The organism is Nocardiopsis baichengensis YIM 90130 (assembly GCF_000341205.1).
In the GTDB taxonomy this organism is placed as follows: Bacteria; Actinomycetota; Actinomycetes; order Streptosporangiales; family Streptosporangiaceae; genus Nocardiopsis_A; species Nocardiopsis_A halophila.
This window is the reverse complement of record NZ_ANAS01000023.1, coordinates 71,304-85,739: the sequence shown is the minus strand read 5'-3', so window position 1 is coordinate 85,739 and position 14,436 is coordinate 71,304. Positions and strand designations below refer to the sequence as shown.

Sequence of the window (14,436 nt, the reverse complement as noted above, 5' to 3'; positions counted from 1 at the left end):
TCCGTCCCATACTGCCGCGAATGCCGGGGCGGGAGAACAGCCTGCCCCCGCACCCGCCCGGCGTGTCGCCGCCCGCTCGGCGGCGCCGCTTCCCCGCCCCTCAGAGCAGGGCGGTCTGGCCGGCCGGGCCGGGTTTGGGTTTGCGCAGGTGGGACCAGTCCGGCAGGTCGTCCATGAACGACCAGCTCACCCGGTGGTAGGGGGTCGGGCCCTGTCGGGACAGGGCGGCCCGGTGCACCGGGGAGGGGTAGCCCGCCGCCGTCGCGAAGCCGTAGCCGGGACACTCCTCCTCCAGGCCCGCCATCCAGGCGTCGCGGTGGACCTTGGCCAGCACCGACGCCGCCGCCACGCTCACGCACGCCAGGTCCGCGCCCACCTGGGTGCGCACCGGCCACGGCGGTCCCAGGTAGTCGTGCCTGCCGTCGAGGATCACCGCGTCCGGCCGCTCCCGCACCCCCTCCAGGGCCCGCAGGGCCGCCAGGCGCAGGGCCGCCGTCATGCCCAGCTCGTCGATCTCCTCGGCCTCCGCGCGGCCCACGGCGTGGTCGGCCACCCACGGCTCCAGCGCCTCGGCCATGGCCGTGCGGCGCTTGGGCGTCAGCTTCTTGGAGTCGGTGAGCCCCTCGGGCGGCGCGCTCCCGTCGGCCACCGCCGCGCACACCACCACCGGTCCGGCCCACGCGCCGCGTCCGACCTCGTCCACGCCGGCCACGGTGCGCGCACCGCCCCCGGCGAGCTCGTGCTCCAGCCGGTAGTCGGGTGCGGGGACCGCTTCGCGCCGTTTCGGGCCCGGGGTCGGTGTCGAGGCTGCCACGGCAGCCCACCCTACTCCGCCCGGAAGATTCGCCGCACCCCGCGTGTGACGCAGAGCCATCGGCCATCACCTTGGGTAGTTTCCCTGGGGACCGGCGACCGGGACGGTGAAGGGGGCGGTCGGGCGATGCGGAGCGCCGACGGAGGACCGGCCGGCACGGGAGCGGCCGGGCGGCTCCGGGACGCGGGGGTGCTGGCGGTGCGCGCCGGCGCCGCGTGGGTCCTCGCCGAGCAGGCCGTGCGGCGGCTCTCCCTGGGCCCGCCGGGCGGCGCCGGCGAGGCGCTGGCCTATGTGGAGCTGGCCTGCGCGGCGATGCTGGCGGCCGGGATGGCCCTGCCGGTCAGCGGCGGGCTGCCGGCCGCACTGTCGGCGGCCGGGGCCGGGGCGGTGTGGGCGGGCCGCACCGACCTGCCCGGGGTCCCGGCCGACGCGACCGCCGCCCAGCTGGCGCTGCTGGCCGCCGCCTGCCTGCTGCCCGTCCTCGTCCCCGGCCGCTACGGCCTGGACCGGCTCGCCCGGCGCGGGGCGGGCCGGGTGCGCCGGGTCCGGGGCGCGCCCGCGGCGCGCGGAATCGGGCGCCCGGGATGCGCCAGAAGGCCCGAAGAGGCGCCGCCGCTCCCGTATCCTGAAGGGCGGGCCGCGGCGTCGCGGCCGTCACGTACCTGACGCGCCGCCGGTGGCCCATTCCCCCGGCCGCGTGCGAGTCCACTCGTCCTCCTGGGGGAACGCGCTCCATGACCGCTTCGGTTCCCGAACAGGGTCCGTCACCGGCGCAGGGCTCGGCGCCGCACACCGGCGACGACCCGGTGGCGCCGCTGCTGCAGATCGCCCACCGGCCCACCCTGGGCCGGCGCCTGGTCTCCTGGTCCTCTCGCCCGCCCGGTCGGCTGTACCTGCCGGCGTGCGCCGTCATCGGCCTGGTCCTGCTCTACGAGGACAGCGTGCCCGGGGGCCACCTGCCCGCCTTCGTCCTGGGCATGGGCGGCGGCACCGTGCTGGCCGCGATGGGCGCCCTGCGCCTGGGCATCGCGATGGGCGTCGCCCGGCCGATGGTGCGGCGCTACTGGATGCGCTGGATCGCCGCGCCGCTGGTCGCGGCGGCCGCGATCGTGCTGTCCCTGGCCGACGTCCCGCTCCAGGGCCGGGTCGCCTCCTCGGCCGAGCAGCTGCTGGAGGTGCGCGCCACCGCCGACGGCTCCACCACCATCCCGATGAACGGGGACTGGGCGGGCCTGTACCCGCTCACCTCGGTGGGCGTGCTCGGGGACGGGACGACGCTCTACGGGGTGCAGGGGGCCGGCCTGCTCGACCGCTCGGGCCTGGCCTACAGCACCGAGCCGCTGGAGGAGGGCGTCTTCGTCTCCGGCCACGGCAATCGCGTCTACGAGCACATCACCGACGACTGGTACTCCTGGACCGAGTACTGATCCCGGGTTCCCCAGGCGCCGGTGTCCTATGTCACCGGCGCCTTTCTCTGCCATCTGCGCGCCTCTAACCCGCGCTTTATCCGGCGTCGGTAGTAATGGTGGTGCGAACAACGGAGAAGGACTTGCCCGGAAGGGACGGGTACCGGCGATGAGTGAGTTCCTGACCACCCTGCACCTGCGCATCTACGACGCCACGCGGGCGCTCCGCAGAGCGCACGCGCGCGGCGACGACGAGCTGTGCCTGGCGCAGGCGGCCGAGATCGAGGATCTGGTGGAGATCGCCGCCCGCCACGGAATCGACATCGACAGCGGTTACCGCACGCTGGTGGAGGCGGCCTGAGGCGCCCCGGAGCGGACACCCCCGCAAAACAATTGTTCCCGGATTCGACCGATCCCGCCGGAGAGGCGGTGGGAATCCGGGAACAATCTCCCCCCGATGCCTCCGACACTACAGGCGCCGGATTCAAACGGGGGTAATGCGCGGACCAACGTTCGGCCCTCCCGCCCGACGGGCGGGAGGGCCGAAACGCTTCCGGGGTCCGGGGCGGTGCGGTGCGGGACCGCAGGGCCCGGAGCGGGGTCAGCCGCGGCCGCCGCGCCCCTCGAAGCCCTCCCCGTTCTCGAACTGCTCCTTCATGGCCTGCTTCTGGTCCTTCTGGAACCGGCGGGCCATGTCCTGCTGGCGCCCGGCGGCGGCCGCCACCGCGCCCTGGGCCTCGGTGAAGGCGTCGCCCGCGGCCTCGGACCCGCCGCCCGCTCCCACGGACCGCCGGCGCCCGGCCAGGTCGGGCAGCATCTGCGCCAGCATCAGGGTGGACAGCGCCGAGGCGTCGCCGGAGGCGCCGTCGGTGCGCACCACCACCGGCTGCGGCGCGTGCTCGGCCAGCTTGGCGCCGACCTCCAGGCGGCGCCGCGCCAGCTCGTACTGGAGCACCGCCCGGTTGTCCCGGTAGGAGGTGGCCAGCCGGCGCTGGGCCTTGGCCTGGTTCTGCGCGGCGACCAGGTCGCCGCGGCCCTGCGTCTCGATCTCGTGGCGCACCCGCTGGGCCTCGGTCTCCTGCTCCTCCAGCATCTGCGCCACGTCCTTGCGGGCCTTGTTCAGGGCCGCGTTGACCTCGACGATCTTGGCGTCGCGGGTCTTCTTGGAGCGCTCGATGTCCATCAGCAGGGTGTCGATGCGGCGCTTGCGGGTCAGCTCCCACTCCTGCTCGTAGGCGACCAGCTCCTTGGCCACCCGCTCCCGGGTCGCCAGGTGCTGCTGGTACTGGTTGGGCAGCTGCACGTCCGGGATGTTGCAGCCCCGGATCTCCACGCCGTAGCGGCGCAGCTGCCGGTTGAGCAGGTCCTGCATGTCGGCCACGTCCGAGCCGCGCAGGTCGTAGGCGCTCTCGGTCTGCACCCGCCGGCTGCGCTGGCGGATGGCGTCCTGCACCGCGCTGGACAGGACCAGGTCGAAGTTGCTGGCGCCGATGGTGCGCACGAACGCCACCGCGTCGACGATGCGGAACTTCAGGAAGAACTCGATCGACTTCAGCGGCACGTTCTCGTGCGTGGGGCAGGCCAGCACGGGGGCGGTGTAGGGGATCTCGGTGGAGGTGTCCACCACGAAGTCCACCCGCGACCAGGGGTGCCACAGGTAGTGGCGGCCCGGGTCGAGCGTGCCGGCGACCGCGCCGTACTTGGTGAGCACGCCGACGGTTCCCTGCTCGATCTCCACGATCGAGGAGCGCCACCACCACAGCAGCCCCAGGGCAAGGGCGCCCAGGGCCACCACGAAGAACAGCACCGCCAGCCACATCAGCAGCGGCTGGGCCAGCACGGTCACGATCAGGGCGGCCAGCAGCAGGTACAGCGCCAGCCACACCAGCGCGGTCCACTTCAGGCCGCGGCCGTCGCGCGGGATGACGACCGGCACCAGGGCGCCCTGGTCGCCGCCGCGCAGCAGGCGGGCGATGTCGCCCCAGGAGGCCAGCGACTCCTTGATGGAGGAGCCGCCGCGCTGGGGCTCGTGCGTGGGCTGGTTCATCTAGCGGCCTCCCTGCGGTCCGGGCCCGTCGGTCCCCGGCTGCGGCCAGGGCGGGGGCGGAGGTGCGGTGTGCGGCGGCCCGGCGGGCGGCGGCATGGCGGAGGGGTCCGCCTCCTGCGGCGCGGCCGACGGGGCGGCCGGCGGGGCCTCGGACTCCGCGCCGGGCTCCTCGGTCACGGTCTCCTCGATGCGCTCGGTGACCGCCTCATCGGAGACCGAGCGGCGGATCTCCTCGACCCGGTCCTCCCCCGGCACGTCGTGCTCCTCGGGGTCGGGCGCGGAGACCGTGGTGCGCTCCTCCTGCAGCAGCGCCTCGATCTCGGACTCCCGTTCGGCGATGCGGGCCGAGATCTCGTCCATCCGGGTGCGCACGGCCTGCATGTCCTCGTCGGAGAACAGCTGGGACTGGGTCTCGCCGATGATGTTCTGGGCCACCCGCAGGAAGTTGACGCTCGACTCGTCGCCGTCGCCGATGTGCAGCACCTGCGGCAGGCTGTCGGCGATGCCCTCCAGCCGGTCCAGCAGCTCCTGCTGGTAGCGGTAGTCGAGGATCTCGGGGGCCTCGGCCGCGCTGACGGCGCGGATGTCCAGGGCCTGGGCCTCCAGCAGCGCCGCGTTGGCGTGGGCGGTGCTCTCGGCCTCGACGAAGCGCTGGCGCGCCTCGGCCCGGGCCCGGTTGGTCTCCCGCTCCAGGGCGGTGTCCATCTGCGCCTGGTACTGGGCGATGTCGGCCTGGATCGCCGACAGCGTCTCGTTGAGCGAGGCGAGCTCCTTGTTCAGGTCGCCCTCGTTCTGCTCCTTGCGCAGCTGGAGCTCGTACTCGTAGGTGTAGGCCTCCTTGGCCACCCGCACCATCTCGGTGGCGGCCAGGTCCATCCGGTACTCCTGGCTGGAGGGCTCGGCGTGGGTGATGTTGGCGTTGGTCAGCCGCACCGCCGGCAGGAACTGGGTGTTCAGGTTCTCCAGCAGCCGGGCGGTGTTCTCCCCCACCATGTCGTAGATGTCCGCGGCCTGCTGGTCGTAGATGAGGCTGCGGGTGGTCTCGCTGATGGCGTTGTTCAGCTTCTCCTGGAAGCCCTGCACCGCGCCGAGCACGAAGATGAACTGCTCGGGGTCCTCGATGCGGAACTGCACGAACAGGTCGACCGAGGCCTTGACGCCGCTCTTGGTCGGCGCCTCCCGGATGGGCGCGTTGAAGGGGTACTCGCGCGTGGTGTTGACGATGTAGGACACGCGCTTCCACGGGTTGAGCAGCGTGACCCGGCCGGGTCCGACGATCTGCTCCAGCTTGCCGAAGCGGGTGATGAGCGCCTGGCACCCGTCCGGCACCATGACCATCCCCTGGCGCCACCACATGAACGCGGTGAAGGCGATCAGGACGACCCAGTAGTGGGGGCCGAAGAACGGGTTGAGGGCGAAGCCGAAGAGGGCGGCGGTGGCGCCCAGGCCCAGCAGGCCGACCACGGCCAGCAGGATCGAGGGCAGCAGTGCGAAGAAGGTGCGTCCGCGCGGGATGACCATCGGGCAGATCACGTGCACCGGGCCGCTCGCGCCGCGCTCGAACGAGCTGCGGTTCAGGGCCTCGCCCGTGTTGTTGAGGGACGTGCTCTTCTGCTCGATCCGGGTGCCGGTGGAGGCCCCCTGGTCCCGAGCCGCGAGGAAGTCGTTGGGATCGAGCCCGATCCCCTCCGCCCCCTCGCGGAGTGCGTCGGAGACCGCTTCGCGCGGGTCGCCCCCCTGGGCGACGCTCGCGGCGGCCCCCCGCACCGTCTGTGCGAAGGACATGGGTGATGACTCCTTTGGTGTTGTCGGACCTGCGGATTCGACGCCGGTGCTGCCGCGGCGGTTCCACCGTCCGAAGCGAAGTGGCCGCATCCTCCCACAAGAGAGGGGACGGACCGCTCTCTTGCCGGTGACCATCGGGTATCGGACCGGAAGGCGGGCCTGGCGGCGCGGCGCGCGGTGCAACCGCAGGTCGGAGGGGCACCTCGGAGGGGCGCATGGAGGCGGGGCGCTCCGGAGCACTCCGAGGCTCCGTAGGGAGCCCCGAGCCGCCCGGGCCCCGGCGCACCGGGCCGGCCGGGGCGGCAGGGGCGGCAGGGGCGGCGGTCACATGGGCCGGCACGGGCCGCTCCCGGACACCGCTCGCCCACGGTCCGGTCCGTGCTCTCGGGCCGGTCGGGCCGGTCGGGCCGCGCTTCTCAGGCCAGAAGGTCCAGGGCGGTGCCCGTGCCGCGGTCGGCGGCGGCCCGGTAGCCGTACCAGGCCAGGGCCAGGTCCTGCCAGGGCACGCCCACCGGCGCGTACACCCCCACCCCGTCCGGCCCGGCCGACCCGCGCGCGGTCCCGCCGAGCACCTCGCCCAGGGTGGCGTCGATGGCCGAGGCGTCGAGCCCCGCGTTGCCCACGGCCCCCGAGGACAGGGCCAGACGCGCGTCGTCGACGACCACGCGCGCCGCCCGCAGCAGGTCCGCGGCCAGCTCCACCTTGCCCGGCTCGTCGGCGCCCAGCGACGTCACCTGGGTCCCGGGGCGCACGTCGGCGGCGCTCAGCAGCGGGGTGCGCGACCAGGTGGCGGTGAGGACGATGTCGGCCTCGGCGGCGACCGCGGGCGCGTCCTCGGCGACCGTGGCCGGCACCCCGAACTCCTCGGCGCAGCGCTGGGCGAAGGCCTCGGCACGGGAGCGGTCGGTGTCGGCGACGACCATGCGGGAGACGGGGCGCATGCCGATGATGCCGCGGGAGAACAGCCCCGCCTGGGCGCCGCAGCCGACGATGCCGAGCACCTCGGCGTCGAAGCGGGCGAGGGTGTGCGCGGCCAGGGCGGCCGAGAGCCCGGTGCGCCAGGCGGTCAGGGTGGCCGAGTCGAGCAGCGCCAGCAGCTCTCCGCTGCCCAGGTCGTGCAGGCAGACCACGCCGCGCAGGGCGGGGCGGGCGCCGGGGAATTTGGCGTTGACCTTGACCGAGTAGGCGGGCACGCCGGGCAGCAGCCCGGGGATGAGCGCGGTGGCGGTGCCGGGCCCGGGGAGTTCGGTGCGCACCCGCTGGGCCTCCACCGGCGCGGCCCCGGCGGTGAAGCCGTCCCACAGCCGGTCGATGCAGGCGTGCAGGTCGAACACGCCCAGCAGGTCCGATCGTCCGAGGAAGAGTGTCACATGGAGGAGCCTTCCCCGTTCCGGTACCGGGGACAACCCCTCCGGCACTCCGGTGCGTTCGGGGACGGAAGGGATAGCGTGGGCACGGTGGACCGCGCCGCGGCACCGCGCGGTCCCGAGCGGTCCGAGGCGGCGCCGACCGGTGCCGCCGCACCCGAGCGTGAGGAGAGTGCCCGATGCCCTCGGTTCCCAGCCCCGTGATCACCACCGCCGGACTCGTCGGCGGCTACACCGCCGCCCGGGCCACCGGGGTGCGCCCGCTCGGGGGCGTGGTGCTGGCCGCGTGCGGCGCCGCCGCCTACGCCTCGTGGCGGCGCGGCGCGGGGCCGCGCAGGGCGGCCGCGCTGACCGGGGTGTACCTGGGCGCGTTCGGACTGAGCCACCCGCTGGCCAAGAAGATCGGCTCCTGGCCGTCGGTGCTGGCCGTCACCGCCGGGACCGCAGCGGCGGCCTGGGCCTTCGGCGGGCGCTCCGGCGGGTCGGACTCCTCCGGCGGGGAACTCATCCCTGGGTGATGTAGGCCTCCAGCTGCTGGCGGTCGAGTTCGAGCTGGCGGATGCGGCTCTTGACGACGTCGCCGATGCTGACGATGCCCACCAGGGCGCCCGCGGCGAGCACGGGGACGTGGCGGACGCGGTTCTCGGTCATCAGCACGGTCAGCGCGTCGACCGTGTCGGAGGTCTTGCAGGTGATGACGGCCCTGGTCATGATCTCGGAGACGGGCCGGTCGAGCAGGGACGCCCCCTGTTCGGCCAGGCGCCGCACGACATCGCGCTCGGAGGCGATTCCGGCGACCTTGCCGGCCTCGGCGACGACGACGGCGCCGATGTTGTGCCGTGCGAGCCGGTCGAGGAGCTCCGACACCGGGGTGTCGGGCCGGACCGTCACCACGTCGGAGCCTTTGGCGCGAAGGAGCTCGGCGATCAGCATGGCGGCCACCTTTCGATCGGTGACCGTGGGTTACCCGTGCTGGATCGCCGCTAATCGGCGGACACGCGGAGCGTGGTCATGTTCCCGGCGTCACCAGGTCACGGATCTTGCAGATCCGACCACTCTCGTTCTGCCTCCCTGAGCATCCCGTCTGGGACGGGTCCGTGTTCCGCCTCCCGCACGACCAGCACGGCTCCCATCCCTGGCCACGCTAGGGCCGCGAGCCGCTCGACGCCTGTCGTTACAAGGAATCCACCTGCACATATGACGCCTACACATATGACGAGCGGGGGCACCCGAGCCTTCTCGAGTGCCCCCGCCTATTGGGCTGTCGTAACCGGCTACATCAGCTGCAGCCGCTGGTGGAGCCGCAGCCCTCGCAGACGTAGCAGGTGCCGGACGGGCGCATCTTCGTGCCGCAGGTGACGCACAGCGGTGCGTCGGCGACGAAGCCCTCGCTCGGCTTCACCGGCTCGGGGCGCTCCTCGCGCTCCTCGCGGACCGCCGGGCGCTCCTCGGTAGTGCGGCCGGCCAGCGCGGCCGACTGGGAATAGGACTCCACCTGGGCCGCGACCTGCGCCGGGTCCTCCCCCGCCGCCTGGGCGCGGCGCTCCTCGGCCGAGAGCACGCCCAGCCCGGCGCGCTCCTCGTAGGACAGGTAGTCCAGCGCCAGCCGCCGGAAGATGTAGTCCACCACCGACTGCGCCATGCGGATGTCCGGGTCGTCGGTCATGCCCGCCGGCTCGAACCGCATGTTGGTGAACTTCTCGACGTAGGTCTCCAGCGGGACCCCGTACTGCAGCGCGATCGAGATCGCGATGGAGAAGGCGTCCATCACCCCGGCCAGGGTCGAGCCCTGCTTGCCGAGCTTCATGAAGACCTCGCCGAGGCCGTCGTCCGGGTAGGACCCGGCGGTGATGTACCCCTCGGCGCCGCCGATGCTGAAGGACACCGTCTGGCTCGGGCGCTTCTTGGGCAGGCGCCGCCGCACCGGGCGCTCGACCTCGACGATCTCCGGCTCGGGCTTGTCGGCGGCCTTGTCCTCGGAGGCGGCCGTGGACAGCGGCTGGCCGACCTTGCAGTTGTCGCGGTAGACCGCCAGCGCCTTCAGGCCCAGGCGCCAGCCCTCGAAGTAGATGTGCTCGAAGTCCTCGACGGTGGCGTCCTCGGGCACGTTCACCGTCTTGGAGATGGCGCCGGACAGGAACGGCTGCACCGCCGCCATCATCTCCACGTGGCCCATCGGCTTGATGTACCGGCGGCCCATCGCGCAGTCGAAGACCTCGTAGTGCTCGGGGCGCAGGCCCGGGGCGTCGACCACGTGGCCGTTCTCCGAGATGAACTCGACGATGGCCTCGATCTGCTCCTGCTGGTAGCCCAGGTTCTTCAGGGCCCGCGGGATCGCCTGGTTGACGATCTGCATGGAGCCGCCGCCCACCAGCTTCTTGAACTTCACCAGGGAGAAGTCCGGCTCGATGCCGGTGGTGTCGCAGTCCATCATGAAGCCGATGGTGCCGGTCGGGGCCAGCAGGCTCGCCTGGGCGTTGCGCCAGCCGCTCTTCTCGCCGGTCTTCAGGCACTGCTGCCAGGCGTCGGTGGCCGCGGAGGCGATCTCCCGGTCCATCGCCCCGACGGTGCGCAGGTCGTCGTTGGCGGCGGCGTGCTTGCGCATGACCCGCTTGTGGGCGTCGGCGTTCTTGGCGTAGCCCTCGTAGGGCCCGACCACGCCGGCCAGCTCGGCGCTGCGCTTGTAGGCCGTGCCGGTCATCAGGGAGGTGATGGACGCGGCGACGGCGCGGCCGCCGTCGGAGTCGTAGGCGTGGCCGGTGGCCATGAGCAGGGCGCCCAGGTTAGCGTAGCCGATGCCCAGCTGGCGGAAGGCGCGGGTGGTCTCGCCGATCTTCTCGGTCGGGAAGTCGGCGAAGGTGATGGAGATGTCCATCGCCGTGATCACCAGCTCGGTGAGGCGGGAGAAGCCCTCGACGTCGAAGGTGTCGTCGTCCCTGAGGAACTTGAGCAGGTTGATCGAGGCCAGGTTGCAGGAGGAGTTGTCCAGGTGGACGTACTCCGAGCAGGGGTTGCTGGCGGTGATCCGGCCGCTCTCGGGCGCGGTGTGCCAGTCGTTGATGGTGTCGTCGTACTGGACGCCCGGGTCGGCGCACTCCCAGGCCGCCTTGGCCATCGACCGGAACAGGCTCTTGGCGTCGACCGTGCCGGTCTCCTCGCCGGTGGTGCGCGAGCGCAGGCCGAAGTCGGTTCCGTTGTCGACCGCGCGCATGAAGGCGTCGGAGACCCGGACCGAGTTGTTGGCGTTCTGGTACTGGACGCTGAACATGTCGGCGCCGCCCAGGTCGACGTCGAAGCCGGCGTCGCGCAGCGCGCGGATCTTGTGCTCCTCGCGCGACTTGGTCTCGATGAACTCCTCGATGTCGGGGTGGTCGACGTCGAGGACGACCATCTTGGCCGCGCGGCGGGTGGCGCCGCCCGACTTGATGGTGCCGGCCGAGGCGTCGGCGCCGCGCATGAACGACACCGGGCCCGAGGCGGTGCCCCCGGAGGACAGCAGCTCCTTGCTGGAGCGGATGCGGGACAGGTTCACCCCGGCCCCGGAACCGCCCTTGAAGATGATCCCCTCCTCCTTGTACCAGTCGAGGATCGACTCCATGGTGTCGTCCACCGACAGGATGAAGCAGGCCGAGACCTGCTGCTTGGAGGCGGTGCCCACGTTGAACCAGACCGGCGAGTTGAAGCTGAACAGCTGGTGCACCAGCGCGTACTTCAGCTCGTGGTCGAAGACCTCGGCGTCCTCCTCGCTCGCGAAGTAGCCGTGCTCCAGCCCGGTGCGGGTGTACATGCCCACCACCCGGTCCACGAGCTGCTTGAGGCTCCACTCGCGCTCGGGCGTGCCGACCGCGCCGCGGAAGTACTTGCTCGTGACGATCTGGGTCGCGTTCATCGACCAGGCGGCGGGGAACTCGACGCCCTTCTGCTCGAAGTTCACCGAGCCGTCCCGCCAGTTGGTCATGACCACATCGCGGCGCTCCCACTCGACCTCGTCGTAAGGGTGGACGCCCGGCGTGGTGAAGACGCGCCGCATCTTCAGGCCCTTGCGCCGGCCTCCGCCACCCTTGCGCGTCGTCGCGCCGGTGGTCTCGGTCATTCTGCTCCCCCTGCTCTCGCCCTCGTGTCGCATCGCCCGGCCGCCCGCCGTGCGCGGCGGGCCGCCGGGCCCTTCTCGTGCCGTGCCCGCCCGACCGGGCCCTCGGCCGCCGTCCGGCCCTACCGCTCGGCGGAGGCGACGGCGCGCGCCGTGTCCCCGCCGTCCTCGGCGTTCCGGGTGTCCTGGGTGTCCTGCGAACGCGCGGCGCCCCCGGCGCCCCCGGCGCCTTCGATGCCCCCGACGCGCTCCGAGCGCAGCCGCGCGATCTCGTTCTCGAAGTCGGCCAGGGACTCGAAGCCCCGGTAGACCGACGCGAACTGCATGTAGGCGACCTCGTCGAGCTCCTGGAGCGGGCCGAGGATCGCCAGTCCGATCTCGTGCGCGGGGATCTCGGCGACCCCGCGGCAGCGGATCTCCTCCTCCACCCGCTGCCCCAGCACCGCCAGGGCGTCCTCGGTGACCGGGCGGCCCTGGCAGGCGCGCCGCACGCCCGCCACGATCTTGCTGCGGGAGAAGGGCTCGGTCACCCCCGAGCGCTTCTGCACCATCAGCAGCACGGTCTCCTGGGTGGTGAACCGCCGCTCGCACTCCGGGCACGTCCGGCGGCGGCGGATCGCCGAGCCGTCGTCGGTGGACCGGCTGTCGATCACCCGGCTGTCCGGATGGCGGCAGAACGGACAGTGCATGCCGACACGCCTCCCAGTCGTCTCTCCCGCAGGAATCCCCGTCGCCGCTCCCGATCGCGGAGCGCCCCGCCGTGCGCGGGCCGCCTCCACGGGAGTCGCGCGCTCACCGAAGGGGCCCACCGCGCGTTCGGCGCGGGTCGCCCCGAAGAGCCGTCACCTACTAAAGCACAACTTCTAGGCTGATTCTTCCATGGCGAGCACTAGATCTTGTGGTCAACTTACGAGCGCCTCGCGCCCGCGCGCAAGCCCTCCCGCGGCGGGTCGCGACGGATCCGCAGGTCAGGGACGGCGAACCGGCGCACCGCCCCGGGCGTGTCGGTCCCGGGCGCCGGCAGGCCCGTGGGAAACGACACCCGGGGACCCTCCGGGTCCCCGGGTGTCGGCGGTCGTCACGCGGCAGGCGCCCCTGGTCAGCGGGCGGGCAGGCGCAGCTCCTGGCCGGGGCGCAGCTCGGGCCCGCGCAGTCCGTTGAGCTCGACGATCTCGTGCACGGTGCGGCGCACGTCCTCGCCGGGACGCGCCTGCTCGGCGATGTCCCACAGGGTATCGCCGTCGCGCACGACCACCGTCGGCTCGGCGCCGCCCCCGAAGACCGCCCCGGCGGCCGAGGCGGAGGCGGGAGCCCCTACGGCGGCGGAGGTGAGCACGGCCAGCGACAGCGCGCCACCGGCGCCGGCCGAGGCGAGTGAGAGGACGGCCACGCGGCCGCGCCGGCTCAGCCCGGCCCAGTGGCCGCGCAGCGCGGCGGCGGCGCGGGCGCCGACGGGGCGGGCGCGCGGGTCCGGGCCGGGCAGGGACCCGGCGGCCGCCTCCCCGGGCGCGGGCCCGTCGGGCTCCAGGGGGAGCTCGGGCAGCGCGGAAAGCGCGGAGGACCGGACGGGGCGGGCCCTCCACTCGGGCACCTCCACCGCCCAGTCGTAGAGGACGGGCCCGTCGTCGGGCCTCCTCGGACGCGGGATCGCGGTTCTGGGGTCAGGCGAGGGTTCGGACATGGTCGCCCCCTTCGAACACCAGCCGTTTAGAACTGATGTTCGACTAATACCGCAACGGCCGGATTTTTTCATCACCATCTCGAACGTTTGTTTGATATCGCCGTGAGCAGGCACTACCGTTGGACGTGTCTCACTTCGGCATCGGCGCGGCGCACCGGGGACGCGGTCGCGGCCGTCGGCGCCGACGTGCCACGGTCGGGACGCGAGCCCCCCGACGCCCAACACGCCACCACCGACCGCCGAGGAGGCCGGCCGTGCCGGAGGAGAAGCACCGAACCCAGGAACCCCGATCGGGCAGGGACGGCGCGGAGGCGCTCGGACCGGTGCCGGTCCCGGCGGAGGCGACGGGCGCGCAGGCGGACGCACCGGCGCTGACGGCTCGCCAGCAGAGCGTCCTCAACTGCATCCACCGCTACGTACGGCAGCGCGGATACCCGCCGTCGATCCGGGAGATCGGCGACGCCGTGGGTCTGTCGAGCCCCTCCAGTGTCGCGCACCAACTCAAGGTGTTGCAACGCAAGGGCTACCTCCACCGCGACCAGAACCGCCCCCGCGCGGTCGAGATCCGCATCCCCGGCCAGCCGCCCGTGCGCTCCTGGGACGAACTGGAGGGCGAGCCCCGCGCCGATGAGACCCGTTCGGCCCACGTCCCGCTGGTCGGCCGGATCGCGGCGGGCGGCCCGATCCTGGCCGAGGAGTCGGTGGAGGACGTGTTCTCCCTGCCCCGGCAGCTGGTCGGCGAGGGGCGGCTGTTCGTGCTGACCGTGGTCGGGGACTCGATGGTGGACGCCGCCATCACCGACGGCGACATGGTCGTGGTCCGCCAGCAGCCGGTGGCCGAGAACGGGGACGTGGTGGCGGCCCTGCTCGACGACGAGGCCACGGTGAAGGTGTTCCGGCGCGAGGGCGGCCACGTCCTGCTGATGCCGCGCAACGACGCCTACGAGCCGATCGACGGCGACCAGGCCACCATCCTGGGCAAGGTCGTGGCCGTGATGCGGCGCATGTAGCCGCTGTGGCCGCACCGACGGCGCCGCACCGCGCCGCATAACGACTTCGCCTCTCTTCGGAACGGCCCCGTGACCACCCCCGGTCGTCACGGGGCCGTCGCCGTATCGGTATCCGACAGAGACGTCCCCGAGCGCCGGCGCAGCGCCCCGGTCCGCGCGCCTCGCCCCCTGCGGCCCGCCCGCGCCCACACCTGACGGACGCCCCTGCTGCCCGTGTCCCCCGCACCTGACGAAAC

At 73.0% G+C, this 14,436-nt stretch carries 13 protein-coding genes; 5 read left to right on the top strand and 8 right to left on the bottom strand.

What is annotated here, in order from left to right; all coding sequences use genetic code 11:
* Window positions 1–100: 100 nt before the first annotated feature.
* Window positions 101–814, bottom strand: a complete 714-nt coding sequence (locus tag C892_RS0119445) for a ribonuclease HII (protein WP_017558532.1) — start codon at window positions 812–814, stop codon at window positions 101–103.
* Window positions 815–940: 126 nt separating this feature from the next.
* Here C892_RS0119445 and C892_RS0119440 point away from each other — a divergent pair, with 126 nt between their 5' ends.
* From C892_RS0119440 to C892_RS0119430, 3 genes are all read left to right on the top strand, one after another.
* On the top strand, window positions 941–1,480 hold the full coding sequence (locus C892_RS0119440; protein WP_017558531.1) for a hypothetical protein: 540 nt from the start codon (window positions 941–943) through the stop codon (window positions 1,478–1,480).
* A 68-nt stretch (window positions 1,481–1,548) separates the two neighbouring features.
* The gene (locus tag C892_RS0119435; protein ID WP_017539306.1) at window positions 1,549–2,241 is read left to right on the top strand and encodes a hypothetical protein; all 693 of its coding nucleotides are present in this window, start codon (window positions 1,549–1,551) and stop codon (window positions 2,239–2,241) included.
* Window positions 2,242–2,389: 148 nt separating this feature from the next.
* Complete coding sequence (locus C892_RS0119430) at window positions 2,390–2,581, top strand: hypothetical protein (protein WP_017539305.1); 192 nt, start codon at window positions 2,390–2,392, stop codon at window positions 2,579–2,581.
* Window positions 2,582–2,821: 240 nt separating this feature from the next.
* Here C892_RS0119430 and C892_RS0119425 read toward each other — a convergent pair whose 3' ends face one another.
* The 3 genes from C892_RS0119425 to C892_RS0119415 all read right to left on the bottom strand — a co-directional run bounded on the left by C892_RS0119425 (window position 2,822) and on the right by C892_RS0119415 (window position 7,422).
* Window positions 2,822–4,267 carry an SPFH domain-containing protein gene (locus C892_RS0119425; RefSeq protein ID WP_017539304.1) on the bottom strand — a complete coding sequence of 482 codons (1,446 nt, stop codon included), beginning with the start codon at window positions 4,265–4,267 and terminating at the stop codon, window positions 2,822–2,824.
* A complete protein-coding gene (locus C892_RS0119420) occupies window positions 4,268–6,052 on the bottom strand; it encodes an SPFH domain-containing protein (protein ID WP_017558530.1) in 1,785 nt (594 codons plus the stop codon).
* Between the two features lie 416 nt (window positions 6,053–6,468).
* Window positions 6,469–7,422, bottom strand: a complete 954-nt coding sequence (locus C892_RS0119415) for an ornithine cyclodeaminase family protein (RefSeq protein WP_017558529.1) — start codon at window positions 7,420–7,422, stop codon at window positions 6,469–6,471.
* 176 nt (window positions 7,423–7,598) lie between these two features.
* On the opposite strand from C892_RS0119415, the gene C892_RS0119410 reads away from it, so the two are divergent.
* Window positions 7,599–7,937 carry a hypothetical protein gene (locus C892_RS0119410; RefSeq protein WP_017558528.1) on the top strand — a complete coding sequence of 113 codons (339 nt, stop codon included), beginning with the start codon at window positions 7,599–7,601 and terminating at the stop codon, window positions 7,935–7,937.
* Here the strand turns inward: C892_RS0119410 and C892_RS0119405 are convergent.
* The 4 genes from C892_RS0119405 to C892_RS0119390 all read right to left on the bottom strand — a co-directional run bounded on the left by C892_RS0119405 (window position 7,924) and on the right by C892_RS0119390 (window position 13,190).
* Entirely contained in the window at window positions 7,924–8,352 is a 429-nt protein-coding gene (locus C892_RS0119405) for a CBS domain-containing protein (protein ID WP_017558527.1), read from the bottom strand. The two genes, C892_RS0119410 and C892_RS0119405, sit on opposite strands and share 14 nt — an antisense overlap.
* 346 nt (window positions 8,353–8,698) lie before the next feature.
* Window positions 8,699–11,512: a vitamin B12-dependent ribonucleotide reductase gene (locus C892_RS0119400; RefSeq protein WP_017558526.1), complete on the bottom strand. Its 2,814-nt coding sequence runs from the start codon at window positions 11,510–11,512 to the stop codon at window positions 8,699–8,701.
* A gap of 119 nt (window positions 11,513–11,631) precedes the next feature.
* Window positions 11,632–12,198, bottom strand: a complete 567-nt coding sequence (nrdR, locus tag C892_RS29235; RefSeq protein ID WP_083934419.1) for a transcriptional regulator NrdR — start codon at window positions 12,196–12,198, stop codon at window positions 11,632–11,634.
* A 410-nt stretch (window positions 12,199–12,608) separates the two neighbouring features.
* Window positions 12,609–13,190: a LysM peptidoglycan-binding domain-containing protein gene (locus C892_RS0119390; RefSeq protein ID WP_239647449.1), complete on the bottom strand. Its 582-nt coding sequence runs from the start codon at window positions 13,188–13,190 to the stop codon at window positions 12,609–12,611.
* Between the two features lie 323 nt (window positions 13,191–13,513).
* Here C892_RS0119390 and lexA point away from each other — a divergent pair, with 323 nt between their 5' ends.
* The gene (gene lexA, locus C892_RS0119385; RefSeq protein ID WP_239647452.1) at window positions 13,514–14,200 is read left to right on the top strand and encodes a transcriptional repressor LexA; all 687 of its coding nucleotides are present in this window, start codon (window positions 13,514–13,516) and stop codon (window positions 14,198–14,200) included.
* Window positions 14,201–14,436: the final 236 nt, after the last annotated feature.

Bases quoted from the DNA above. Each gene is read 5' to 3' on its own strand.
- C892_RS0119440 (WP_017558531.1), top strand. From the start codon at position 941: ATGCGGAGCGCCGACGGAGGACCGGCCGGCACGGGAGCGGCCGGGCGG.
- C892_RS0119435 (WP_017539306.1), top strand. From the start codon at position 1,549: ATGACCGCTTCGGTTCCCGAACAGGGTCCGTCACCGGCGCAGGGCTCG.
- C892_RS0119430 (WP_017539305.1), top strand. From the start codon at position 2,390: ATGAGTGAGTTCCTGACCACCCTGCACCTGCGCATCTACGACGCCACG.
- C892_RS0119425 (WP_017539304.1), bottom strand. From the start codon at position 4,267: ATGAACCAGCCCACGCACGAGCCCCAGCGCGGCGGCTCCTCCATCAAG.
- C892_RS0119420 (WP_017558530.1), bottom strand. From the start codon at position 6,052: ATGTCCTTCGCACAGACGGTGCGGGGGGCCGCCGCGAGCGTCGCCCAG.
- C892_RS0119410 (WP_017558528.1), top strand. From the start codon at position 7,599: ATGCCCTCGGTTCCCAGCCCCGTGATCACCACCGCCGGACTCGTCGGC.
- C892_RS0119405 (WP_017558527.1), bottom strand. From the start codon at position 8,352: ATGCTGATCGCCGAGCTCCTTCGCGCCAAAGGCTCCGACGTGGTGACG.
- C892_RS0119400 (WP_017558526.1), bottom strand. From the start codon at position 11,512: ATGACCGAGACCACCGGCGCGACGACGCGCAAGGGTGGCGGAGGCCGG.
- nrdR (WP_083934419.1), bottom strand. From the start codon at position 12,198: ATGCACTGTCCGTTCTGCCGCCATCCGGACAGCCGGGTGATCGACAGC.
- C892_RS0119390 (WP_239647449.1), bottom strand. From the start codon at position 13,190: ATGTCCGAACCCTCGCCTGACCCCAGAACCGCGATCCCGCGTCCGAGG.